General features: G+C 44.9%; 27 protein-coding genes. 17 read left to right on the top strand and 10 right to left on the bottom strand.

The genetic code is table 11. From position 1 onward, the window contains the following. Positions 1–36: 36 nt before the first annotated feature. On the top strand, positions 37–1728 hold the full coding sequence (locus tag ACUN27_RS31855; protein ID WP_445560234.1) for a putative polysaccharide biosynthesis protein: 1692 nt from the start codon (positions 37–39) through the stop codon (positions 1726–1728). On the opposite strand, the gene ACUN27_RS31850 is transcribed toward ACUN27_RS31855, so the two are convergent. After that, a complete protein-coding gene (locus ACUN27_RS31850; RefSeq protein WP_315953240.1) occupies positions 1709–2881 on the bottom strand; it encodes a DUF2515 family protein in 1173 nt (390 codons plus the stop codon). The two genes, ACUN27_RS31855 and ACUN27_RS31850, sit on opposite strands and share 20 nt — an antisense overlap. Before the next feature lie 185 nt (positions 2882–3066). Here ACUN27_RS31850 and ACUN27_RS31845 point away from each other — a divergent pair, with 185 nt between their 5' ends. The 6 genes from ACUN27_RS31845 to ACUN27_RS31820 all read left to right on the top strand — a co-directional run bounded on the left by ACUN27_RS31845 (position 3067) and on the right by ACUN27_RS31820 (position 7241). Next, complete coding sequence (locus ACUN27_RS31845) at positions 3067–3441, top strand: DUF4183 domain-containing protein (protein WP_445560233.1); 375 nt, start codon at positions 3067–3069, stop codon at positions 3439–3441. Positions 3442–3471: 30 nt separating this feature from the next. Next, positions 3472–3888 carry a DUF4183 domain-containing protein gene (locus tag ACUN27_RS31840; RefSeq protein WP_315953241.1) on the top strand — a complete coding sequence of 139 codons (417 nt, stop codon included), beginning with the start codon at positions 3472–3474 and terminating at the stop codon, positions 3886–3888. 237 nt (positions 3889–4125) lie between these two features. Next, positions 4126–4512 carry a GntR family transcriptional regulator gene (locus tag ACUN27_RS31835; RefSeq protein ID WP_127452941.1) on the top strand — a complete coding sequence of 129 codons (387 nt, stop codon included), beginning with the start codon at positions 4126–4128 and terminating at the stop codon, positions 4510–4512. Beyond that, positions 4509–5198, top strand: a complete 690-nt coding sequence (locus ACUN27_RS31830; protein ID WP_315953243.1) for an ABC transporter ATP-binding protein — start codon at positions 4509–4511, stop codon at positions 5196–5198. Before ACUN27_RS31835 ends, ACUN27_RS31830 begins: the two co-directional genes overlap by 4 nt. Next, positions 5195–6025, top strand: a complete 831-nt coding sequence (locus ACUN27_RS31825) for a hypothetical protein (protein WP_445560232.1) — start codon at positions 5195–5197, stop codon at positions 6023–6025. Before ACUN27_RS31830 ends, ACUN27_RS31825 begins: the two co-directional genes overlap by 4 nt. A gap of 16 nt (positions 6026–6041) precedes the next feature. Continuing rightward, positions 6042–7241, top strand: a complete 1200-nt coding sequence (locus ACUN27_RS31820) for a hypothetical protein (protein WP_445560231.1) — start codon at positions 6042–6044, stop codon at positions 7239–7241. A gap of 67 nt (positions 7242–7308) precedes the next feature. Here the strand turns inward: ACUN27_RS31820 and ACUN27_RS31815 are convergent, their stop codons facing one another. Then, positions 7309–7509 carry an Arc family DNA-binding protein gene (locus tag ACUN27_RS31815; RefSeq protein WP_315953246.1) on the bottom strand — a complete coding sequence of 67 codons (201 nt, stop codon included), beginning with the start codon at positions 7507–7509 and terminating at the stop codon, positions 7309–7311. Positions 7510–7521: 12 nt separating this feature from the next. Beyond that, entirely contained in the window at positions 7522–8361 is an 840-nt protein-coding gene (locus ACUN27_RS31810; RefSeq protein ID WP_315953247.1) for an SPFH domain-containing protein, read from the bottom strand. 187 nt (positions 8362–8548) lie between these two features. On the opposite strand from ACUN27_RS31810, the gene ACUN27_RS31805 reads away from it, so the two are divergent. The 4 genes from ACUN27_RS31805 to ACUN27_RS31790 all read left to right on the top strand — a co-directional run bounded on the left by ACUN27_RS31805 (position 8549) and on the right by ACUN27_RS31790 (position 11671). After that, positions 8549–8893, top strand: a complete 345-nt coding sequence (locus tag ACUN27_RS31805; RefSeq protein ID WP_127452929.1) for a thioredoxin family protein — start codon at positions 8549–8551, stop codon at positions 8891–8893. Positions 8894–9108: 215 nt separating this feature from the next. Further along, positions 9109–10008, top strand: a complete 900-nt coding sequence (locus tag ACUN27_RS31800) for a COX15/CtaA family protein (protein WP_445560230.1) — start codon at positions 9109–9111, stop codon at positions 10006–10008. Positions 10009–10164: 156 nt separating this feature from the next. Continuing rightward, entirely contained in the window at positions 10165–10875 is a 711-nt protein-coding gene (locus ACUN27_RS31795; protein ID WP_157319631.1) for a Cthe_2314 family HEPN domain-containing protein, read from the top strand. A gap of 7 nt (positions 10876–10882) precedes the next feature. Continuing rightward, positions 10883–11671: an SDR family oxidoreductase gene (locus ACUN27_RS31790; protein WP_315953249.1), complete on the top strand. Its 789-nt coding sequence runs from the start codon at positions 10883–10885 to the stop codon at positions 11669–11671. Between the two features lie 54 nt (positions 11672–11725). Here ACUN27_RS31790 and ACUN27_RS31785 read toward each other — a convergent pair whose 3' ends face one another. Next, entirely contained in the window at positions 11726–11971 is a 246-nt protein-coding gene (locus ACUN27_RS31785; protein WP_157319629.1) for a NifU family protein, read from the bottom strand. Between the two features lie 97 nt (positions 11972–12068). Between ACUN27_RS31785 and ACUN27_RS31780 the strand changes: the two genes are divergently transcribed. After that, positions 12069–12323, top strand: coding sequence for a YuzB family protein (locus ACUN27_RS31780; RefSeq protein ID WP_315953250.1), 255 nt, complete (start codon positions 12069–12071; stop codon positions 12321–12323). Positions 12324–12331: 8 nt separating this feature from the next. Here the strand turns inward: ACUN27_RS31780 and ACUN27_RS31775 are convergent, their stop codons facing one another. Both ACUN27_RS31775 and mqnE read right to left on the bottom strand, forming a co-directional pair. Beyond that, positions 12332–13396, bottom strand: a complete 1065-nt coding sequence (locus ACUN27_RS31775; RefSeq protein WP_445560229.1) for an NAD(P)/FAD-dependent oxidoreductase — start codon at positions 13394–13396, stop codon at positions 12332–12334. Between the two features lie 45 nt (positions 13397–13441). After that, a complete protein-coding gene (gene mqnE, locus ACUN27_RS31770) occupies positions 13442–14542 on the bottom strand; it encodes an aminofutalosine synthase MqnE (RefSeq protein ID WP_127452914.1) in 1101 nt (366 codons plus the stop codon). A gap of 347 nt (positions 14543–14889) precedes the next feature. Here mqnE and ACUN27_RS31765 point away from each other — a divergent pair, with 347 nt between their 5' ends. Both ACUN27_RS31765 and ACUN27_RS31760 read left to right on the top strand, forming a co-directional pair. Further along, positions 14890–15093 carry a Spo0E family sporulation regulatory protein-aspartic acid phosphatase gene (locus ACUN27_RS31765; RefSeq protein ID WP_379172873.1) on the top strand — a complete coding sequence of 68 codons (204 nt, stop codon included), beginning with the start codon at positions 14890–14892 and terminating at the stop codon, positions 15091–15093. A gap of 144 nt (positions 15094–15237) precedes the next feature. After that, the gene (locus tag ACUN27_RS31760) at positions 15238–15609 is read left to right on the top strand and encodes a HesB/IscA family protein (protein WP_127452912.1); all 372 of its coding nucleotides are present in this window, start codon (positions 15238–15240) and stop codon (positions 15607–15609) included. A 381-nt stretch (positions 15610–15990) separates the two neighbouring features. Here ACUN27_RS31760 and ACUN27_RS31755 read toward each other — a convergent pair whose 3' ends face one another. Continuing rightward, positions 15991–16674 carry a class I SAM-dependent methyltransferase gene (locus ACUN27_RS31755; protein ID WP_315953253.1) on the bottom strand — a complete coding sequence of 228 codons (684 nt, stop codon included), beginning with the start codon at positions 16672–16674 and terminating at the stop codon, positions 15991–15993. A 74-nt stretch (positions 16675–16748) separates the two neighbouring features. Next, positions 16749–17795: a MerR family transcriptional regulator gene (locus ACUN27_RS31750; RefSeq protein ID WP_445560228.1), complete on the bottom strand. Its 1047-nt coding sequence runs from the start codon at positions 17793–17795 to the stop codon at positions 16749–16751. Positions 17796–17949: 154 nt separating this feature from the next. Here ACUN27_RS31750 and ACUN27_RS31745 point away from each other — a divergent pair, with 154 nt between their 5' ends. Next, complete coding sequence (locus ACUN27_RS31745; RefSeq protein WP_315953255.1) at positions 17950–18630, top strand: glucosaminidase domain-containing protein; 681 nt, start codon at positions 17950–17952, stop codon at positions 18628–18630. 41 nt (positions 18631–18671) lie between these two features. Here ACUN27_RS31745 and ACUN27_RS31740 read toward each other — a convergent pair whose 3' ends face one another. Continuing rightward, positions 18672–18833 (bottom strand): mechanosensitive ion channel protein MscL, encoded by a 162-nt coding sequence (locus tag ACUN27_RS31740; protein ID WP_315953256.1) that lies wholly within the window; start codon positions 18831–18833, stop codon positions 18672–18674. Between the two features lie 340 nt (positions 18834–19173). Here ACUN27_RS31740 and ACUN27_RS31735 point away from each other — a divergent pair, with 340 nt between their 5' ends. Further along, positions 19174–19329, top strand: coding sequence for a sporulation histidine kinase inhibitor Sda (locus tag ACUN27_RS31735; protein ID WP_127452902.1), 156 nt, complete (start codon positions 19174–19176; stop codon positions 19327–19329). Positions 19330–19683: 354 nt separating this feature from the next. Here ACUN27_RS31735 and ACUN27_RS31730 read toward each other — a convergent pair whose 3' ends face one another. Next, on the bottom strand, positions 19684–20685 hold the full coding sequence (locus ACUN27_RS31730; protein ID WP_127452898.1) for an NAD(P)/FAD-dependent oxidoreductase: 1002 nt from the start codon (positions 20683–20685) through the stop codon (positions 19684–19686). Between the two features lie 434 nt (positions 20686–21119). Here ACUN27_RS31730 and ACUN27_RS31725 point away from each other — a divergent pair, with 434 nt between their 5' ends. Next, the gene (locus ACUN27_RS31725; protein ID WP_157319622.1) at positions 21120–22310 is read left to right on the top strand and encodes an NAD(P)/FAD-dependent oxidoreductase; all 1191 of its coding nucleotides are present in this window, start codon (positions 21120–21122) and stop codon (positions 22308–22310) included. Positions 22311–22327 lie beyond the last annotated feature (17 nt).

The raw sequence follows: 22327 nt of genomic DNA, 5'->3' as shown, positions 1-22327 counted from the left end.
GTTGTTTGAATACGGGATTAGAGAGTAGGAACACAATTGACGAAGGAAACCAAAGATTCTCTTGTAAAAGGGACGCTCATTCTCACCGTAGCCGCGCTTGTAGCGCGGTTTCTCGGCGTTTTCCAGCGTATTCCGCTGGTTCACCTGCTGCACGAGGGGGGAATGGGCAGTTATTCGATAGCTTTTAATTTATACTCTATTCTACTTGTGGTAGCGACGGCGGGGATTCCCAGCGCGTTAAGCAAAATGGTATCGGAGAAATACGCAATCGGACGACCTGCCGAGGCGGAGCGAATTTATCGCGCGGCTATTTTATTTGCTATTGTTGCTGGCGCATTCATGACCTTGCTGTTATATGTGTTTGCGCCGATTTATGCGGAACAAATATCACACGGGGGACCTGACGCTACGCTGGCCACTCGTGCTATCGCACCGGCCATGTTGTTCTTCCCGCTGATTGCCATTATGCGCGGTTATTTCCAAGGCCGACAAAACATGATGCCTAACGGGGTCTCACAAGTGGTGGAACAAGTTTTCAGACTGGTGACCTCGATTGGTCTTGCCTTTATTTTATTAAATATTAGCCTAGGTTGGGGAGTTGCGGGAGCATCTTTCGGCGGAGTTATGGGCGGAATCGCTGCACTTGCCGTTATGCTTTACTATGCGATGAAGCTAAAACGTCGGGACGCTCAAAGGCTGAAAGAAAATGTATCTCACGCTGCGGCTCATGAAACCGCCGCTGGACATTCCTCGGCACCTGCAACAGCACCTGCAAGGTACAGTGAGATCTACCGCAGCCTGCTGAAGCTCTCGATTCCGATCGTCATCTTCTCGGTGACGGTTACCTTGGTCTATGCGATCGATACCTCGATCATCATTCCCCTCTTGGAGGGGACGATTGGGAGCAGCGAAGCGCTTGGATTGGTCGGTATTATCGGGGGCCGGGCGCAATCCTTGGCGGGTATCCCGATTATTTTGGCGATTGCCCTCAGTCAATCCGTAGTGCCGATTATTTCAGCGGCTTACTCCCGCAAAGATCTGAAACAGGTAGGGCATCAAACAACCAGAGTGCTGCAGCTGTCTATTTTATCGGGATTGCCTGCGGTGCTTGTGATCGCTATTGCTGCCCGTCCGCTTGATTTCTTCATGTTCGGACACGAAGATACAGCCTATGGGATGAGTCATGGACCTTACATGATCTCCTTGCTGACTTTAGGCGCAATGTTCCAAATTGTCATGCAGACCTCCGGTGCTGTATTAATGGGCATGGGACGTATGAAACCGCTGATGCTGCATGTTGCCGTTGGTATTGCCGTTAAGCTGGCCGGCAGCTTCTTGCTCGCTCCAATGTTTGGCATATATGGGATTATTGGCTCCACAGGGCTTTGCTTCATCGCCATGTCATGGCTCAATTTGCGCACGCTGCGCAAAGAAGTGAGCTTCACCATTCTTGGACGACGTTTTATCGGTTTAACGATTTCAATTGTGGTCATTGCCGGCTTAGGCCTCGCGGCGGAGTGGTTGACCCACACGTATGTACATCCAACCAGCTTGTACAGGATCAATGAAGGGATCAACGCAATACTCGTTTGCGGCTTCACGGCTGCTTTATACCCGTTGATGCTTATGGTTACGCGTGTGGTTACGAAGGACGATGTCAAGAATTTCCCAGTGCCCGTCCAAAAGCTGATCGGCAAAGCAAGCCGCCTTATCGGACGACGTTCATAGCCTGCGCAGCCAGTATGGCGAGCTCAATGCTATGAAGCCCTTCGCTCATGGCCTGAGTTAAATCAATGGTCTGCGGCACTTCGATAGGGTGCATATGCCCCATTGGCGTTTCGACATCTTGAAACCAGTCGCCAGGCTCCACAGGCAGTAGCGGCCGATCCGGCCATACAGTCTCAAGTGTAGGACTATACAAAGGCGAGCTTCCCTTCTTGAGGAAGCAGCCATCCAGCCTCTCCTGATAGAAATTATCAGGGGAGGCTTTTTGTATGGGGGTAAATAAGTGAGGCCAATAGTCGGCGCGTGACCCCGTGTGGGGCGTCGATGCGGCAAAGCGGAGTACGCCTTGCAGCACTTCAGGCGCTCCGATTAGAAGCGCGTAGAGGCCTTTCCCAAGGGCTATGCGTTCAGCCAAGCTGGCAAAATTCTCGAGAATGAGTCCAGCCAGACGAGGCTGGGGGGATCCGGTTTCAGTGGACTCAGACCAATAAGGGAAAGCGACTTGATTCATTTGCAGCCAGCCCTGGGCTTTAAATAGTGCCTTATTTAGCACGGTTTGTCGGAACTGGTCCTTCTGGACAATTCGCTGCTCGATGTAATTTTGTTCGTTCACAATAAGGGCAATCGTCAGCGCGGCGGAGTCCGGGCTCGTCCAAAATTCATGCCAGACAGGGACCATCCAGCTGGAAATGTCCAAATGGGGAAGCAAGTGAAACAATTTCTTCTCGCGCTTCTTACTTTCCTCATATAGAAGCAATTGTGGATAAGCATCATGAAAGATAAGCCCGTTCGCGCGTTCCAGAAAAGCAAACAGATGCTCAGCTTGATCAGCATCAATAAGGTGCGGCAGGAGATCGCCATGCAGATCAGTCATGTTCCAACCGCCGTTGCGGGAGACCATATGGGCTAACAGAGCCCAGTGCAGCTCAGGGTACTTCTGGTAACAGGCCCAATAGGCCATTGTGCGCGTTACGTTATTCCGATTCTCCTTCCGGGTCCGTGCCCGGATGTCGTCTACGATCCGTGTCTCCTCCGATGTAAGAGGGAATGGCTGAACTCCGCCTCGAAGAAGCCCTAATTGTTGGGTAAGCCCCTTTTCTAATCTTTCTGCGATGTTTTTGGACAAAGGGATGATTTCCAACCGTGTTGATCTCATAGTGACCTCCTCGACCTCCTCTGTATCATCTCCTTATTGTTAGCCCATTTACTAGCAGGTATGTGAGGATACCGCGTATTTAAGGCTGCTATTTTCCATAAATGGGGGAAGTACCTAATAACTTAATCCAATTACTGGAATTATTTTATGCATAAAATGAACTAACAGAAGTCAGCGTTGGCGGGGTGATTTACATCAGCATTCACTTATATGTGGCAAGTTGTCGTCCATGCCCCAAGAAGGCGTCTAAACGACGAAAAAAAAGGTCCAGGCATAGAACCAAACGTCTAGGCGTTAAATTTTTGGCGCAGACCTATTTCTTCTATGCCATTTCCGATGGGGAAAAAAGAGAATACACCAATGAAGATCAGATCCCCGGATATGGGATTCAATCTATTCCGAGTCCGAAGCTCATCTCTTATCGACAGGTCTTCGTGAACGGTGTCCTGCAACCACGAACGTTATATCACATACGGGAAGGATCTTTAACTTTAACTTCAGAGGATGTTCCAGAAAAAGGGGTCCCCATCATTGTCCAAAGCGTCCGTATTTATAGATAGCCATTGGGAATTAGGGAAGGGGGTGAAATTATGGCAGCGTCTCTGATTAAACTTTTTGTGACCGCTACAGCTTCCGCGCCGGTTGCTACTGGGGGCACCGTTGAAACAACGGTAGATCCCGCTGTAACAAGATATAGCGCAGTTCTTACAGCGGGTATGATTACGACGGATACAACGATTCCAGCAGCAAGCTTTTTAGATGATAACGGCAATGCGATTACAGACCTTCCAGCACCTCCGACAGACGGTTACTACAACGTATATGTCAACGGTGTGCTGCAAGTGGCTGGATTGTCCACACTTACAACGGCATCCCTGGTTTTAGCTACTACAGCAACTACAGCTGGTGCACCGGTGGTTCTCGAAGTCTCCGATTTCTCCAATACGACTTCTGACATTACCGTTGAGCCGACGATTTCTGCACCGACAATTACAGTTATTGTGTAATACGAAAAACATCTCTCTAGCTTAGGCTAGCAGGGATGTTTTTTGGTTTTATGCATGGATCTACCAGTCGTATTGAAGATGAAATTGGTGATGATAATTCATAAAAGTAAATATATAGAAGTTTTTCGCTTGACAAAAGAAGTGTATGAAGGGTATAGTACACTAAGTGTATGAGTTAGTTAATACACACACTATAATTATCCAGATTTACTAGAGAAGTACATAGGAGATGGGTAGATGAACATTACGTTTAACAATCGCGATCCGGTTTATCTGCAGGTTGTCCGGCATTTTAAAGAAGAAATGGCAACAGGTAAGTTGGCTGCAGGCCAGGAAATTCCATCTAGACGCGAACTTGCAGGTTTGCTCCAAATTAATCCCAATACTGTGCAGAGGGCGTATAAAGAAATGGAGGAGCAACATTTGATAACAACCGCGGGTAATTCCCCTAGTCGAATAACGACGGACAAGCAGGTTTTGAATTCGATTCGTCAAGAGCTTATTCAGGAGGCTGTGGAGGTGTTTATACAATCCATCAAAAAGATTGAACTCCCCACGGATGATCTGCTTCGATTTGTCAAAGAGAAGTACGAAGCAGAGCGAGCAAGGGAGGTTAAGGAATGATAGAAGTCGATCGAATTGTTAAGAAATATGGGAAAAAAAATGTTCTGGATGAGGTTTCTTTCACAGCGGAAAAGGGAGAAATCACTTGTCTCATTGGCATTAATGGTGTCGGTAAATCCACAATCATGAAGGCAATTATGGGGCTGACTCCCATTGGAAGTGGTCGAATTCGAATTGACGATCTGCCTGTTAACAAGATGGCCTATGAGAAAATTGTGTTTATTCCGGATACATTGACAATGCCTTCTTCTATGAAAATAGGAGAAGCCATGCAGTTTATGCAGGACTTCTATGCGAACTGGAATGAGAAGCGGGCGCAGGACCTGCTAGCTTTTTTTAAATTGAAAAAGGAAGACCGGCTAGGCAGCTTATCCAAGGGGAATTCGGCGAAAGCGAATTTATTGCTAGGACTCTCCCTGGATGCTGATTACCTGCTTATGGACGAACCATTCTCAGGGATTGATATGTTTAGCCGTGAGCAGATCGCGGCTGTGTTCACCAGCCATCTGATTGAAGACCGAGGAGTTCTGATAACGACGCACGAAATTCACGATATTGAACATCTGATTGATAAAGTTGTGCTGCTTGAACAAGGACGGGTGTTGAAACAATTTTATGCGGAGGAAATGCGGTCCAAGGAAGGGAAGTCCGTCGTAGATGTTATGAGGGAGGTGTATTTGGCATGAGTAACTTTGGAAAATTGCTGAACTGGGAGATTGTCCGTTTTAGCAAATTTTATGGCGCATTGTTCGTTATTACCTTACTTTTGCAATTATTGGACGTTTGGTTATATACGCATGGTTATATGAATAATGCCGAAAGAGCGATGGAGAGTCAATCAATGACAGCCGTCCAATATGTCGAGAATTATGGCAAGGCTAGCTTAAATGGGTATGATAATGTCTTATTTGATTGGTCTATTAGTCTATGCGGTGTGACGCTTCTCCTCTATATTTTTGTGATTTGGTATAAGGAGTGGGTTGGTAGAAGTACGTTTGCTTACAGGCTGCTTATGCTGCCAACTACGAGAATGAATGTGTATTTGGCTAAGTTGAGCTCCATTGTTTTGTTTGTTTGGGGGCTTGTTGCTTATCAATTTCTACTGCTGTACGTTCGTTTTACGGCATTCGAGGCATTGCTTCCAAGTGAATTCAGACAAGACGTGACAGTCTCGGAAATCATTCGGCACCACCCTATACTCAAAATCCTGCTTCCTTCGTATTTCATAGAATTTGCTCTGTACTACGGAGCAGGTGTGGTGAGTGTGATTATCTTGTTTACAGCCGTTTTACTCGAACGCAGTTTTCGTTTCAAAGGGATTGCAGCGGGGATCCTCTATATCGGCGCGGCAGTGTTTCTCATCATACTACCTGAAATGATCTCAGAAATATGGGTGCCGGATTTCTTTTTCCCAAGCGAGCTTGTTCAGCTGGAACTGGTGATGGGCATCCTTGTTACAGTCTTTTCATTATGGTTCAGTTCATATTTGTTGCATAAAAAAGTAACCGTTTAAGGAGGCGCCCCGGACAATGAAACGTTATTGGATACTTGTAGTCCTTATTCCATTTGTTGTTTTAACGATTAGTATATATTATGCCACTGCGTCTGAAGTCGATAAACCTGATTATTATCTCAAAACATTGGGAGGACGCGAAGAGGAAGTTTCTCATTTAATGGTTAGAGGACAATATATGTCTGAGCCGATCGCCATACGTCCAGCGGGGAGCGAGTATCCGAACGACAAGGATTCTTTCTGGGAGAGGCTGGATTCAACCTATTTTTACCAAGATGAATTGCAGGAATTATTCCAGGAATATCGCTCTTTTATGAGAGGGAAAAAGAACCTGAATGCTTTATATGTGGATGAAAAGCTGATTGCATATGCTCAATATGATTTTCGATTTAAAACGGATGAGGTCCAGTCGGATATGATTGACATTTCTGTGATGGAGAAAGCAAAGAAGAGCAGTCTATCCTTTCAGGTGAAGCTGCCTAAAGAAAAGAATGAATACATCAGTGTTTTGGATGTATATGTGAAAGATCAGAGCATGAAACTGTTGGTTAATCAATATCAAAAGTCCGGCAAATATTCGCAGCCTGAAGACGCTAAATACGTTATTTATACCGTGGATCTTGATAAAAAAAGCATAGAAGGGAAGCAGTTGATTGCAACTGGTGTATCTCAGGATCACACGTCGCAGACAACGACTGCACTTATATCATCCAATGATATGATGAAGCCGAATCATTATTTACTTTTCGATCGAACCTCCTATGCATTGGATGCGAAGAAAGATATCCTGAATCGGGAGCTTCTGTACTACGATATTTGGAACGGCCAAATGACCACTGTTCAAAGCGAGCTCGTCCGTGATCTGCTCATGAATGGAAAACCCGGAGAGCTTAGAATTGATTACATTGGCGACGATTTGTATTTTACTCCCTTGAACATCTATGATCAATCGCGGGTTGTTCATTATAATTTGGCGGAAAAGAAGCTGCAGAGCGACGTAAAAATTAATTTGAAGGATTGGATGCAAGACGAGCTGCACGTTCAAATGAAACAGTTTGCCGATAACCGGCTTTATATGAATTATTACGGCAGGAGAAGTCCCGGTGTGGCTGTGGTTGATTTAGACACAGGCAAGATTGTCTATCAAGGTGAGGTTGCACGTAAAGATGGGTTGGAATTAAGCAATTTAATGATAAATAGCTTATCTGTAAAGTAGTAACCCCCCCTGACCTTACGAAGGTCAGGGGGGTTGTTATTGGTGAGGGTGCCTGCCTGGCACACCTTCAAGAATCAACTTGCTCATCTTTCTCCGAATCAGAGCTATAGGGACGGACCTTTGGTAATCGCCCCACACGCTGCATGGATTCTCGAAGCAAATACTCAATATGGCTGTTAACGCTCCGGAACTCATCCTCCGCCCAGCGCTCCAAAGCTTCATAGAGCTTGGGATCGAGTCGGAGCGCGAAGTTTTTCTTAGGAGCCATAGCGGTGCCCGTTTAGTAAAGCGAGCCGGTATTAATGACCGGACTCGCTGAGCGGTCCGATACAATGGCTACAAGCAAATTGTTGATCATGGCCGCCTTCCTCTCTTCATCGAGCTGCAAGCCTTCGGCTTCGAGGCGGGAGATGGCCATCTGAACCATGCCGACAGCTCCGTCAACGATCGTTTGGCGGGCGGATAAAATGGCGGATGCTTGCTGACGCTGAAGCATCGCACTTGCGATTTCGGTTGAGTAAGCAAGGTGAGTGAGACGAGATTCCATGACCTCGACGCCTGCTACGGAGAGGCGGTGCTGAAGTTCGAGACTAAGTTCAGCGGCTACTTCATCGGCATTTCCCCGGAGCGAATAACCTTCGCTGTCGAATCGGTCGTAAGGATACTTGCTTGCTACATGGCGAAGCGCCGTTTCACTTTGAATCTCGACGAACTTCTCATAGCTGTCCACATCAAAGAGGGCTTTGTACGTATCGACGACTTTGAACACGACGACGGCGGCGATTTCGATCGGATTGCCCTCGATATCGTTGACTTTCAGCTTGACGCTGTTAAAATTGCGAACCCGCAAGGAAATTTTCTTGCGATTTGAAAATGGAACAATGAGCCACAAGCCGCTCTTCCGGATCGTACCTAGATAGCTGCCGAAGAATGTGACGACGGAAGCTTCGTTCGGCTGTACGGCTGTAATCGTCGAAACAAAGATAACGCCAAGTATGATTAAAATGATACCCGGCAAGATACGTTCCTGTGTAAGGAGTAAAACCCCTAATCCTCCGCCAATAATAAATAATAATATGCCAAGAAATCCGTTAATGGACCAAGCTTGTTTTTCCTTCATGTAATCAACGTCCTTTCAAGTTGGAGTAGCAATTTCATTTAAATATCTATTTGATATAAATATGATATCACTTTTTACTAATAATGTAAATATATACGAACAGGAAGATGCTGTCATTCGTAAATCTTGACACGCTTTTTGGGGCATGCTATAAGTTAATAAATTCCTAAGCAGTGAGGTGCTCATCATGTTGAAAATTTCCAATGAACAAGCTTTTCAAGAACAAATCTCACAACCGGTATTAACGATCGCTGTATTTAAAGCTACTTGGTGCAAAGATTGCCACTTTATTGAGCCATTCATGCCGGCTGTAGAAGAAGCTTATAAGGGACGGATTACTTTTGTTGAACTGGATCGCGACGAAGTGCCGGATTTGTGCGAGCAGCTGAACATTCTCGGTATTCCAAGCTTTATCGCCTTCCGTGACGGCAAAGAGCTTGTACGCTTCGTCAGCAAATTGCGTAAAACGCGTGAAGAAATAGAGCAGTTCCTTGATCGGGCTCTCGAGGTATCCGGTGCACTTGCTCCATAAATAGAAGGAAGAGAAACGGCTCTTTTCAGAGTCGTTTTTTTAGATATGGCACGAAAATCACAACTTCGCCATGAGTTTAGCCGAATAGCCGTGGTTTCGGAGCTTTGTAACAATTGCGAATGGATTTGCCAACTTTTTAAAGATATAATTGAAAACGAACCAAACGAATATTCGACAAGATCCACAGAAGTCACGACGTAAAAGTAGGTGCAATCATGCAAAAACTGATTCAAAGGCTAGCGAATTTGTCCGCCATAGGCATGTTTCTCATTCTTGCAATGGGTGCCTTGGTTACAAAGGCTGACGCAGGCAGAGGCTGCGGAGACGAGTGGCCGCTATGTCATGGGAAATTCGTCCCGGCGCATACGATATCATCGTTTATTGAATACAGTCATCGACTGGTCGTCGGTATCGTGACGCTAATCCTGATTGCCACATTCATTTTAGTGTTTCGTTATGTCAAACGGAAAGATGCGAAATACTTCATCACTGGAACCGTTGTTATGACGTTGGTACAAGCCGTAATGGGCGCATTGGCCGTCGTTTGGCCGCAATCTTCACTTGTACTGGCGCTTCATTTTGGCTTATCCCTCCTGGCGTTTGCGTTTTCCCTGCTGCTTGCGCTTGTATTCACACCATGGGGCCAATTTCAAAGAGATACAGCCATTCGCAGTTCCTTTAAGGCGATCGTATGGATAACTACGATCTATAGCTATATTGTTGTTTACTTGGGTGCTTTCGTTCGTCATACGGTATCATCAGGCGGATGTTCAGGCTGGCCACTGTGCAACGGCGAAGTCATCCCTGAGCTTAGTGGTGCGACGGGCATCGTTTTTACACACCGGATTGCGGCTTTGCTGCTGTTCCTGTGCATTCTTTTTCTTTACTTACAGGCAAAACGTTATTACCAGAGCTCAGACAAATTGCGCTTTGGCAGCAAATGGGCACTCATTCTAGTTTCCCTGCAAGTTATCAGCGGAGCTGTTGTCACTTGGTCAATGGGGAATGAACTCGCTTATTTGCTAACTGGCATGGTGCATGCAGTAATCGTTGCCGGTATGTTTGGATTTCTATGTTATTTATGCGTGCTTACGCTATATGATCGCAAAGCATAAGGCCCTGGCAGGGCTGACTTCTGGCAATAGGACAGAACGGTTTTGTGGGAGAAGAGGCCTTCTTACTATAGAGAGGGCTATTTCTTTTTATTTATGCCCATACTTACTTCTATTGTTGTTCATCCATAAAGCTTACTAAAAAAGGGGGGTGTACCCATGCTGCGAGCATTATTCCATGAACCAGAGCGGGTAGACAGCGGACTCCTGCTGGAGGCCGGCAATGCAGTAAGAGTGTTTATCGAGCATCTGGAATCGAAGGAACATCACCACACGGCCTCAGACTACCCGAAATACCACCGGCAAGCGATCTGGAGTAAAGGGTTCATTGATGCATTAGACGAGCTTGAGCAGAGCAAATACTGCTGCGAGCGTTACGCTGAGCATATCAATAAAATGTTTCTCGAGGATATGAACGCGCAAGAGATGGAAGCCTATCGCCTTTTCGTTTATTTTTTCAAAAATGCCTTCATTCGGCTGTTTTCCATTTTGGACAAATTGGGTACATTCATGAATGATTTATTTGAGTTAAAAACTGAGGTGCTGAAAGCGCGGTATTCATACTTTACGGTATTGCGCAGGATGCATGAGAAAAAAATTCACGGGGCGCTCGAAGTTCAGCTGTATACGCTCAAAATGGATTATAAATCTCCGCTCGATCGGCTGCGCAATCAACGCAATATGGAGATTCACTATATTAATGCCGAGATGCTGGATGATCTCATGCAAAAAGAGCCGTATCCGGGGGATCGGATTCATGTCGAAAATGTAAAATCAAATGTCGCCGATCTTCAGCAGGGATTTGATATGGTTTGCCGAACCTTAATTATAGCATTCTCTTATATTACGGCTAGTATTGCAAAGGGGTAAGAGGACCATGGAATTAAGAGGCCGAACGGTTCTTATTACAGGCAGTGCGAAAGGACTCGGCAAAATGACCGCCATCACCATGGCTAGACAAGGGTGTCAGGTGGCTGTCAATTATGTGAATAGTGAAAGGGAAGCCGCTGAGCTTGTCCATCACTTACAAGATTTTGGTGTTCGTAGTATAGCCGTCCAAGGCGATGTCGCTAAGCGGGAAGACATTACACGTATGGTGGAACAAACAGCGTCACAGCTGGGCCCGATTGATATTCTCGTGAATAATGCGGGGCCTTTTTTCCGGGAACGGCGATTTTTTGCTGATTATGGTGTCGATGAAATTGAATATTTAATGCGAGGCAATTTGCTTGGCGTCATGGAACTTGATCAATTGGTCTTGCCGATGATGAGGGAGAAACGGTGGGGGCGGATTATCCATTTTGGATTTGGACGAGCCGCTGAAGCCAGAGGCTGGACACATCGCGCTGTCTACGCGGCAGCGAAGGTTGGCTTAGTCTCCTTCACGAAGACATTGGCTGAAGAAGAAGCCAGCCACGGGATCACCGTTAATATGATTTGCCCAGGCGACATTCGCGGGAAAAATAAAGAGCGTACGATGCAGGAGGCCCGTCTGGAGGTCGACGGCGAAACACCGGTGGGAAGACCGGGAACTGGCGAGGATGTGGCCAGAGTCATCGAATTCTTATGCTTGCCGGCTTCTGATTTCATCACAGGCAACATCATGGATATATCTGGAGGACTCGACCCGATTCAGCCGCTGCCGGTGCTTAATCAACGCAAATAGATTAGCAAAAAGAGCTTACCATAGAGGTAAGCTCTTTCTTATGATATAGTCGTATTAGAACACTTGCACGACTTCAGTTATACCTTCAACTTCTTCAACAAGTGCACGTTCGATACCGGCTTTCAACGTAATTGTTGAACTCGGGCAGCTTCCACAAGCACCCATCAGTTTCAGCTTCACAATACCGTCTTCTACGTCAACGAGATCCACGTCGCCGCCATCGCGTTGTAGAAAAGGACGAAGTTTATCTAAAACCTCAAGGACTTCATCATAAATAGCTTCTTTTGTTTTTTCAGACATTTGATTCATCTCCTTTCTTTTAATATTATATTACAATAATGATTAAATGAAAATGGTTTTCAACTTGAATATATCGACATAAGGTGGAATTTTTATTATGAGACCAATCATAGAGTTTTGCGCCAGCAACATGCACAATGGAACAGAGAAAGTCATGAAAGCACTAGAACAAAATCCCGACTATGATGTCATAGAATACGGCTGTCTCGGCAATTGCGGACAGTGCTACATGGAGCCCTATGCGCTCTTGAACGGCGAAATCATTGCCGCAGAGACTGCAGATCAACTTCACGAACTCATTCTGGCTAAGATCAAAGAGATTGAAGCGATGTACGATCTGCTAAGCGATTGAACCTGAACTTATCCGAAGTGGCGTTTCGATTTCCAGAGAACGCCACTTTTTAACATACGGGCAATTTTGCCTGTCATTAGTGTGCGTTTACCCATAATACCGAACCCGGCTTTTTTACCGAGTGAACCTAATGTACCTCTTAGCTTGATTTCACCCAGCCGCGGCGTTTCACCTTTCCAAATTGCCTGCATCACTTCAGCAATCTGTTTCCCTTGCGCTTGCGCAGCTTGCGCACTTGGTGAGAAAGGCAGGGAAGCGCAGTCGCCGACAACGTACACGTCTTTATGATCTGGAATTTGGTGATATTCATTTAACACAATACGCCCTTGACGGTCTTTCGGTACGTTCAGAGCTTCTACAATTGGATTCGGCTGAATGCCCGCTGTCCAGATGGTCGCATCTGTTCGAATGATCTCATCGCCGTTGTAAAGGTCTCCACCGTCCAGACGACATAACGAAACGTTCGGACGAAGCTCGATATGATGCTCAACCATCCATTCCCGCACATATTGCTGCAGGTTGCTTGGGAAAGCGGACAGCAAGCTTGGACCGCGGTCGATGAGTCGAATGTTGAGATCAGACCGGCTTTCTCTTAACTCCGCAGCCATCTCCACACCGCTTAAACCGCCGCCGATAATGGAGACTTGTCCATAAGGCGCGATGTTATTGATGCGTTGGTACGTAGCGCGAGTTTGCGCCAGCGTTTGAATGCTGGAGGAGAAATCTTTTGCTCCCGTGATGCCATGATAGCTATCTACACAGCCTAGACCAATTACAAGCCAATCATACGTTACAGGTTCTCTATCTTCGAAAAGAATTTCCTTTTTCTCCAAATCCACCGAGGAGACTTCCCCGTAAGTTAGCAATAAACGAGGATCATCCGGGTAAGCAACACGAATATGTGTTTCTGCAATTGTCCCTGAAGCAAGTGCGTAATATTCCGTTTTGAGTCCTTGGAAAGGACTACGGTCGATCATTTCCAGTATGGTATCCTCCGGCAAATCTTTCTCCAGCATGTTCAAGGCTATGGTCAGACCGCCATAACCTCCTCCGAGAATCACAAATTTTTTCATAACACTCCGTATCCCTTCTTGACTATTCTCTCTTCTCTAGTATGACTAATACACTTTGATTTCATTATAAAAGGTATCGCGTTCAACGGCTGTGCGTCCAGCACCTTGAATCAACCAAACAAGCTCGTCCCTAGTAAGACCTTCAGGGGATAGCGCGCCGGCTGCGTGTGAAATTTTCTCTTTCACGATCGTGCCATGGGCATCAGAAGCGCCGAAGGTGAAGGAAAGCTGAGTCAATTTCGTACCAATATTAATGAAGTAAGCTTTGATGTGAGGGAAATTATCCAGCATCAACCGGCTAATCGCGATGGTTTTCAGCTCGTCCCAAGCAGGGACGCGTCTTTTGAGGCCCGCGTTTTTGCTGGCTGGTTGGATGGAGTTCGGAATGAAGACCAAGAAACCGTTCGTTTCATCTTGCAGTTCGCGTAAAAGCATCATATGGCGAATGCGTTCTTCTTTCGTCTCAATCGATCCGTATAGCATGGTGGCGTGAGTTTTCATGCCAAGCAAGTGGGCATTGCGATGAACGTCGAGCCATTCTTCCGAGGAAGCTTTTTCAACTTTCATTTTGGACCGGTAGCGCTCTGTAAGAATCTCGGCTCCGCCACCTGGAAGTGTGGAAAGACCTGCATCCATCAACGTTTTCAAAACATCTCGGTAGCTTAAGCCGCTAATCCGTGAGAAAAATTCAATTTCTGCCGCGGTATGCGCCTTAATGGTCACATCAGGGTATGCATTTTTCAATTGGCGAATGCAATCAACGTAATATTCAAAAGGCAAATGAGGATTATGCCCTTGACTAATATGGAACTCTCTAATTTCCGGGTTATAATGTTCAGCTACATACTCTAACATTTGGCTTGGTGTAAGCGTGTATGAACCTTCTTCGCCCTCATCGCGGCGGAAATGGCAAAAAGCACAATGCTCCTCACACACATTCGTGAAATACAAACTCATATTTTGCACAAAATAAACCTTGTTTCCGTTCAATCGTGTGTTTACTTTGTTTGCCATTTGGCCTATGCTCAGAAGATCGTCCGATTCATACAAAAATAATCCATCCTCCAAGGATAGACGTTGGCCGTGTTCAACTTTGTCGGCAATTTCTGCCATCCGTTTGATCGGGTCTGTGGTGATTACACTCATCTTCATTCCTCCTATGAAATCAAAATAAAGCACATAAAGAATCGACGCATCCATCTGCAGATGATTTCATGCGCCTTAGCGGTGTGAGTGGCTCGCCTACCTGTCAGCCAGTTCGGTTCAGGAATTCACACATATAGGGAGCTCTGAGTTTCGCTCAAAGACTCTCTAAGTTTTCAATAAACGTACAAACTTTCCTAATCATTATAAACCTCCCTGTGGGAGGGGGCAATATGATGAACATGGACATAAATTGACAATCTAGGAAATCTACAAATTTTGCTATCAAAATTCATAAAAGGTTATTCCCAATATTAACAAATTCCTGTATACTATTGCAATGTGATTACGTGGGGTTAAAAGGTGATTATATCGTGCCAACATATTTCGTGACCGAACTGCAGGAGCGATTAGATATAGCAATCGAACAGCTTCGAGGCCAAATGGTGGCTTTAGGCACTGAGCATGGTTTCTTGCATCCTGAAGTGCAACAGTGTAGTCGAGAATTGGATCAGTTACTATTGCAATATTATGCGATACAACGCAAGCAGTAAGCCTCTGGGAACATTGCTAGCAATGTATGCGCACCTGCCCTTGAGCAATGCACGGAATAGGAGTATACTTGATAGTAAGCATTACGAAACTTATGGATAATGCCAGTTTCCCATGATGGGAAACATCAAGGAGGGATTTCCGTTATGATTAACATTAGCGAATCAGCGAGTGATAAAATTAAAGAACTTTTGGCTTCGGAAGAATCACCGAACCTGTTCTTGCGACTGGGCGTCAAAGCTGGTGGTTGCAGCGGGTATTCTTACGGTATGGGCTTCGACGATGATCAAAAGGCTGACGATAAAGAGTTTACTATTCACGGCGTGAAAGTGGTTGTGGATGAAGAAAGCGCCAAATATTTGTACGGCGTCCAAATCGACTTTGAAGACAAGGGCATGGGCGGCGGTTTCACCATCAACAACCCGAATGCAGTAGCATCCTGCGGTTGCGGATCTTCCTTCAAACCAGCGGATTATGAAGGAACACCTGAGCCTTGCGATGATAAGGTTGAGGCTTAATCAATAAAGTTGAGAGCGGCTTATAGCTGCTCTTTTTTTTTGCCCATTTTTGGACAAGCATTGAAAGAATTAATCTTATTTTCATAAAACTTCGCTGGCGAAGGAGTATAATTGAAGAAAGTTCACAATCTTGACGAATTTAGATGGGAGTGATTTTGGTGAAACTATTCAGAAACTTTTTGCAAGGATTTTTTTATGCGTTTATCTCCATTGGCGCTCTTCCGTTCTTATTGGTCAAAATTATCTTGGAATCATTTTCTGGTTAATGGATAGAAGCGTTGAGTCTTCTTTTATAATAGGTAAGAAGCAGCAGATCATCTTGCTGCTTCTTTTTTTGATTTTATGGTGCCACACGATGAGGAGTGGGAACTCTGAGCCTCTCTAGCGCATCCACCAAACTCCCGCGCACTCCGGAAGCTGTCTCCATCCTTCTTTAACAACTTGCTGGGCCAAATCATCACCAAAGAAAAAACGACTCAGCCGCTCCGCCTCCTCCAAGCTGTCAAATTGATAATCAGTCCGAATCCACATGTGGGACATCCCGAATTCGTTTTCAAGCAAATCATAGTAGGCACGCAGAAAACCCGGGGGATTAGGGAAGGTTGAACCCGTTCCAAAAGTCTCGAAAATAATAACACAACCGCCAGGGCGCAGCACTCGCTTTATTTCCGCCATCACCTGACGGATGTTTTCTTGCCAATTCGGAATGTCAGAGCTTCCTAAATAACAGATACTCCACCCTGATACGATTAAATCGTAGCTGTTAGCACGGACAGGGAGAGCTCGATGGTCGGCCACCTGAATGCTCCAGTTATGCAAGCCGGCTTCTTGAAGACTATTTGCCGTTACTCGCAACATGGCTTCTGATGCATCTACGGCCATGATAGATTTGGCCTTAGGGGCAAGTACACGGGTTAATCTGCCAGAGCCAGCCCCTAGATCTAAGATGTCTAGACCTTCAACGGGGTGGATGCTTTCGATGACATCTAAGAGACTCGGCTGCTTAGAAATGAGCAGATCGTAAGTTTCTGCTTTTGATTTGTAAATTTCATCATGGTTAGGCATCTTTCAAATTCCTCCTTAAGTTACGATACAAATCCATCGTAAGGATTGACGTAAGGAGAAGGTCAACCATTTATTTATCGGATTGGAACGGCATAAACCATCGTGAGCAGCTCATTCAGTTGTTTATGTTTCGTGATATATCCGTTTTCGTCAAACCAGCTTAGCAGTGTAGAGCTCGTGGCGTAATAAGCATTAAGAATCAGCTGAATGTCATCGGTTCTGCCTTGGCGCTCTAAATCAGCTATGTACTGTACTTTTTGATCGTCATTTTCAAACATTAAATCCGTGATGCATATTCGACCGTGGGGTTTCAATACGCGGCGCATTTCGCCTAGGGCCAGTATTTTTTGTTCATCGGAAATATGGTGCAGGGCAAAGCTGCTCACAATGAAATCGAATTGTCCATCCAGATATGGAATGGCAAGAAAGTTCCCGAGTTTAAGCTCCATCTGCGGATGCTTGCGCCCACAGTGCTTCAGCATTTCCTTGGATTGATCAATGCCGGCCATAGGAATGCCCTTATCCAGAAACTTCCCTGCTAAATTCCCCGTCCCAGTTCCAATATCAAGTCCCCGTTCACCCGCCTTTGGAGCAACCCAGTCGATTGTAGTTTGCAGAGCTTTCTCATAATCCTTATATTCTCTATCATTATTAACTACATTGTTGTCATGGTTTAAGGCTTGATGATCGAAATTCCATTTATCATTCCAATTTTTTCTGGTTTCTCTCAATCGTTTGGACCCTTCCGCCAGCAAAAAAATATCATCTAATGGAAGCGTTTGTTGATATTTTAAAAGATCAATCATCGTATCCGTTGTTTCAATAATTTGTTTGAGCTCCAGCCACTGAGAAAAAATGATGGACCGCTGCATTTCCAAATAATATTGTAATTGTTCGGTATCTTCGTCGTCTGCTTGAGGTAATGCTTTTTTAATATCCTCGATCGTCATTCCGGCTTCTCTTAGCGAAATGATCGTTTGTAACCGCCATACTTCCTTTTCCGTAAATCTTCTATATAAATTGTGTTCTTGCTTGTGGGGGAAAATCAAACCTTTTTGTTCATAAAAGCGAATGGTTCTTGGAGAAATGTTAAGCTTCTCTGCTAATTCTTTGATTTTCATATCCAATCAGCCCTCCTTTCCTTACTAAACCTTAACCTAAGGGAAAAGTAAAGTGGGGTTGAGACTGAGTCCTCATAAGGGGAACCTTTTGCTCATAGAAGAATAGAATAAATTGAAAGAGTACTAGCTTGAACTAGGAAAAGGGGGTGAGTGCATGGTAACTAGACAAGCATTTATCGAGCTGATTGCTCCGATTGCTGTAGAACTTCGTCTGGACAATTCTCCGATATTTCCATCTGTTCGTATCGCACAGGCGATTCTGGAGACGGGTGGAAACGTGAATGCGTGGAACAACTTGGTAGGATATAAGGTTGGCAGCGGTGTGCTTACCCCTTATTGGACAGGAGAAAGAGTATCGGCCTTGACTTGGGAGATGGTAAACGGCGTGCGTTACGATAATGTGCCTAGTGATTTCCGCACGTATCCAATGATCGAAGCCTGCTTTCGGGATCAAGATCTCCTCTTCCAGCTGCCCCGATATGTAAATGTAAGAAACGCCAAAAGTCCAGGTGAACAAACACAAGCCTTGCTGAACAGCGGCTACGCCACAGATATCGCTTACGCAAGTAAGCTGAATAATTTGATACAAACAAACGGATTAACGAGATATGATGAGGAGGTTGTGAAAATGTTAGAACAGCTGCAGGCACAAATTGCTGACCTACAGACCAGAATGAGCGCATTAGAGGGACAAGCGGCGCTAAAGGAAGTGCCCGAATGGGCCAAAGCAGCCGTTGATGCGGCGGTTAAAGCGGGTCTTATTGATACCCCGAAAGACGGAAGTTATGACTTTTACCGATTGTTAACGGTGCTTCATCGCAAAGGAGTTATCTAACATTGCCGAAAAAAAGAGCCGCAAGTGACGGGGAAACATTCCTAGTACACGATGCGGCCTTTAATTTTTACGTTGTCACCATATTTGGCTTTCATAACCTTGGTTTGCTCTAGCATATACGAGTAAATTTCTTTCAAGCGGTTCTTTTTGGGTTTAATCGTTTCTTTGATTTCGCCATTCAGTACAATATCGTAGACAATCATGGTCTATCACTCCTTTGATTAACTTTCTAATCGTATTATACGCAATGAATATTAACGGGCGATTAAAAATTCTTTTCAAATTTGTGAACTTCGTTAAGGAAATATTAAGTATTACGCGGGAAGTCACTAAATGAGTGATCAATTTTTTTTATCGGCATACGCGTAGTCAAGCATGTGTATAACTTTATACACAGTATCCCCCAAGCAATCATACCGTCTAGGGGGGATATCAACAATTTACCCACAGGATATACACAATTTTCTGTGGATAATGGAACAGTTGTTCTATTTTTAACCCCATGATAATATAATTACAAATTATAGAATAAAGGTGATTTCAGTGAGACAAATTAGCGACGAAACATTGATCGACTCTTATTACAAAGCACTGGATTTGAGATTAGAATCAGATTTTGTTGATCTATTGCTCGCCGAAATCCAGAGACGGAACTTGAAGCTGCAAGTCTACATCAAGGATGAAGCTCCGCTCAACTAGCGGGGGTAACGGATACTTATCTAAGAGAGTTTATGCTCATAGATTTGGTATCTGAATGGTTAAACTATGCATACAATCGGGGCAATTGAGCAAATGAAGGCATTCACCACCATGACCCGACAAGGTGCCGTCCGAATCGGACAAAGAGTACACTTCAATCTCCCTATAAGGGGAGTAGGGACCAAGGTAGTCGCTTAGTCTGCCGCTATCACACATGGCATGTGAGCACACGGGGCAGTCGGTGGTTAATTCCTGCAGGCCATTGCAAACCGGACATATAGATGACAAAGGGGTATTCCTCCTAATCCGAAGATTAGGTATAGAATACCCCTTTTTATGTAGAAAGATTATGATTTAGAATTTCAAATTGGAGCTATGTCCTGGTGAAAGCTTAGCTGTTGGATCGATATAAACTTTGGCATTATTAATCGCCGTAGGTGCTTCGCCGAAGCCAACAGCAATCAATTTCAATTTGCCCGGATATGTCGTGATATCCCCTGCAGCAAAGATGCCCGGAATGTTCGTTTCCATTCTGGAGTCAACAACGATTGAGCCATTCTCAATGTTAAGTCCCCACTCAGCAATCGGACCAAGGGAAGATACGAATCCGAAGTTAACAATCACAGCATCGACATCATGCACGGTTTCTTCGCCCGACTTGATATCTTTGAGCGTAACTTGCTCAATGCGGTCGCTGCCTTGAAGTTTCGTAATTTCTGTAGGCGTTACGATGTTTACTTTGGAGTTCATCAGGTTCTCAACACTATGCTCGTGTGCGCGGAATTTATCACGACGGTGGATTAACGTCACTTTCTCAGCAATCGGCTCAAGCATGAGCGCCCAGTCTACCGCGGAATCGCCGCCACCGCTGATCAATACTTTTTGACCGGCAAATGCGTTCAAATCGCTTACGAAGTAGTGCAGGTTCTTTTTCTCGTATTGTGCTGCTTCCGGAAGTTCCAAGCGACGCGGTTCGAATGCGCCAACTCCACCTGTGATGATAACGGCACGGCTAGTGTGCGTACCTTTGTCCGTTGTGATTTCGAAAAGACGCTCTTCTTTTTTAACAACTTGATGTACTTTCTCTTCTAGGCAAACATCTATAGGAAAGTGTTTCATTTGAGCTAGTAAGTTGTTGACTAAATCTTGCGCCGTTACTTTCGGGAATCCGGCTACGTCATAAATGTACTTCTCAGGGTAAAGCGCGGCAAGCTGTCCACCTAGTTGCGGCATGCTTTCAATAATTTTCACGGACGCATGGCGCATTCCAGCGTAGAAGGATGCGAACATCCCAGCAGGTCCACCACCGATGACAATAATATCAACGATGTCTTGATTAGTTTCTTTCTCGATCATTGTTAAACTCCTCCGATTCATTTCCTTTGATGTGCCATTATTCTGAGAATTGCAAGAATTGCCACAATCATTATTCCATTATAAACGTCTCTTCTAATGAAGGAAACAGAAAAGTGTGAATTCTTTATATAAATCGCTTATAAATATGATAAGTAATGCTTACAATGGTTGGACAGGGCTGAAGCGGCTGTAAGCTTGATTTTAAGCCAAAATAGCACTTGATCTTTACTAATTTAAATTATATTATATCATGAGAATCGGTTTACCATGTTGTGACGAAATTCGTGCTTTTTGATGCATTTTTTGATCATCATAAATCATTGCGTGAGAGAGCAAACTAGAGGCAGTATACGACTTTTGAAACTGTTTGTGTAAATTTTCACAAGATAGAGAAACCATGGGACAATAAAATCGGATATGGAAGTGAGAGAGACATGAGTAGAATACCAAGAATCGTTATTCTAGGAGCCGGTTACGGCGGGATTCTTTCTGCAATTCGATTGCAAAAAGAATTAAATTACAATGAAGCTGATGTAACGCTCGTAAACAAGCATGATTACCATTATATTACCACGCATCTCCATATGCCTGCTGCAGGGACAGATAATCCTGAAAATGCACGCGTGAACATTCTGAAATTGATTGATGAGTTCAAAGTGGATTTCGTGAAATCGACTGTTACTCAAATCCGTCCGCATGAGAAAAAGGTTATTCTCGAAGACGGTACGCTTTCTTACGACTACCTAGTTATCGGTCTTGGCGGCGAAGCTGAAACGTTCGGAATCCCTGGACTTAAAGAATACGCGCTGAATATTCGCAGCATCAACAGTGTTCGCTTCATCCGCGAGCACATTGAGTACCAATTCGCGAAATACAAGCGTGAACCGGATCGCAAAGATTACTTGACATTCGTTATCGGTGGAGCTGGGTTTACTGGTATTGAATTCATTGGTGAACTTGCAGACCGTATTCCACAGCTTTGCAAAGAGTTCGACGTCGATCCTTCCCTCGTGAAGATTTATAATATTGAAGCTGCTCCAACAGCGCTGCCAGGTTTTGACCCTGAGCTGGTTGAGTATGCGATGAAAATTCTAACGGACAAAGGCATCACGTTCAAAATCGGCACAGCGATTAAAGAATGCACTCCGGAAGGCGTTCTGATCGCGGGCGATGAGTTTATCAAGGCTGCAACTGTTGTATGGACGGGCGGTATCCGCGGTAACCACATGCTAGATGAGGCAGGATTTGAAACGATGCGCGGCAGAATTAAAGTTGATGAGTACCTGCGTGCTCCTCAATTCGACAATATCTATGTTGTTGGTGACTGTTCCATCGTCATGAACGATGAAGGCCGACCATACCCTCCAACAGCACAAATCGCCATGCAGCAAGGGGAAGCTGTGGCACATAACCTGATTGCTTCCATTCGCGGTTCGCAAATGAAAACATTCAAATTCTCCAACAAAGGTACAGTGGCTTCCTTGGGTAAAGGACAAGCCATCGGAATTGTTGGTTCCCGTAAACTCAAAGGTAATGTAGCAGCCATGATGAAAAAAGTGGTTGATATGAGATACCTCTACATTATCGGCGGAATTCCGCTCGTTATTCGTAAAGGGCGTTTCTAGTCATCATTCGTAAACGG

The sequence above is a fragment of the Paenibacillus sp. WC2504 genome (genome assembly GCF_052682475.1).
Note: the sequence above shows the minus strand (reverse complement) of the source record. Positions and strands in the feature narration are given on the sequence as shown.

Excerpts from the sequence above, each read along its gene's own strand:
- ACUN27_RS31850 (WP_315953240.1), bottom strand. The coding sequence starts at position 2,881 with ATGAGATCAACACGGTTGGAAATCATCCCTTTGTCCAAAAACATCGCA.
- ACUN27_RS31840 (WP_315953241.1), top strand. The coding sequence starts at position 3,472 with ATGGCAGCGTCTCTGATTAAACTTTTTGTGACCGCTACAGCTTCCGCG.
- ACUN27_RS31835 (WP_127452941.1), top strand. The coding sequence starts at position 4,126 with ATGAACATTACGTTTAACAATCGCGATCCGGTTTATCTGCAGGTTGTC.
- ACUN27_RS31830 (WP_315953243.1), top strand. The coding sequence starts at position 4,509 with ATGATAGAAGTCGATCGAATTGTTAAGAAATATGGGAAAAAAAATGTT.
- ACUN27_RS31825 (WP_445560232.1), top strand. The coding sequence starts at position 5,195 with ATGAGTAACTTTGGAAAATTGCTGAACTGGGAGATTGTCCGTTTTAGC.
- ACUN27_RS31820 (WP_445560231.1), top strand. The coding sequence starts at position 6,042 with ATGAAACGTTATTGGATACTTGTAGTCCTTATTCCATTTGTTGTTTTA.
- ACUN27_RS31815 (WP_315953246.1), bottom strand. The coding sequence starts at position 7,509 with ATGGCTCCTAAGAAAAACTTCGCGCTCCGACTCGATCCCAAGCTCTAT.
- ACUN27_RS31810 (WP_315953247.1), bottom strand. The coding sequence starts at position 8,361 with ATGAAGGAAAAACAAGCTTGGTCCATTAACGGATTTCTTGGCATATTA.
- ACUN27_RS31805 (WP_127452929.1), top strand. The coding sequence starts at position 8,549 with ATGTTGAAAATTTCCAATGAACAAGCTTTTCAAGAACAAATCTCACAA.
- ACUN27_RS31800 (WP_445560230.1), top strand. The coding sequence starts at position 9,109 with ATGCAAAAACTGATTCAAAGGCTAGCGAATTTGTCCGCCATAGGCATG.
- ACUN27_RS31795 (WP_157319631.1), top strand. The coding sequence starts at position 10,165 with ATGCTGCGAGCATTATTCCATGAACCAGAGCGGGTAGACAGCGGACTC.
- ACUN27_RS31790 (WP_315953249.1), top strand. The coding sequence starts at position 10,883 with ATGGAATTAAGAGGCCGAACGGTTCTTATTACAGGCAGTGCGAAAGGA.
- ACUN27_RS31785 (WP_157319629.1), bottom strand. The coding sequence starts at position 11,971 with ATGTCTGAAAAAACAAAAGAAGCTATTTATGATGAAGTCCTTGAGGTT.
- ACUN27_RS31780 (WP_315953250.1), top strand. The coding sequence starts at position 12,069 with ATGAGACCAATCATAGAGTTTTGCGCCAGCAACATGCACAATGGAACA.
- ACUN27_RS31775 (WP_445560229.1), bottom strand. The coding sequence starts at position 13,396 with ATGAAAAAATTTGTGATTCTCGGAGGAGGTTATGGCGGTCTGACCATA.
- mqnE (WP_127452914.1), bottom strand. The coding sequence starts at position 14,542 with ATGAGTGTAATCACCACAGACCCGATCAAACGGATGGCAGAAATTGCC.
- ACUN27_RS31760 (WP_127452912.1), top strand. The coding sequence starts at position 15,238 with ATGATTAACATTAGCGAATCAGCGAGTGATAAAATTAAAGAACTTTTG.
- ACUN27_RS31755 (WP_315953253.1), bottom strand. The coding sequence starts at position 16,674 with ATGCCTAACCATGATGAAATTTACAAATCAAAAGCAGAAACTTACGAT.
- ACUN27_RS31750 (WP_445560228.1), bottom strand. The coding sequence starts at position 17,795 with ATGAAAATCAAAGAATTAGCAGAGAAGCTTAACATTTCTCCAAGAACC.
- ACUN27_RS31745 (WP_315953255.1), top strand. The coding sequence starts at position 17,950 with ATGGTAACTAGACAAGCATTTATCGAGCTGATTGCTCCGATTGCTGTA.
- ACUN27_RS31740 (WP_315953256.1), bottom strand. The coding sequence starts at position 18,833 with ATGATTGTCTACGATATTGTACTGAATGGCGAAATCAAAGAAACGATT.
- ACUN27_RS31730 (WP_127452898.1), bottom strand. The coding sequence starts at position 20,685 with ATGATCGAGAAAGAAACTAATCAAGACATCGTTGATATTATTGTCATC.
- ACUN27_RS31725 (WP_157319622.1), top strand. The coding sequence starts at position 21,120 with ATGAGTAGAATACCAAGAATCGTTATTCTAGGAGCCGGTTACGGCGGG.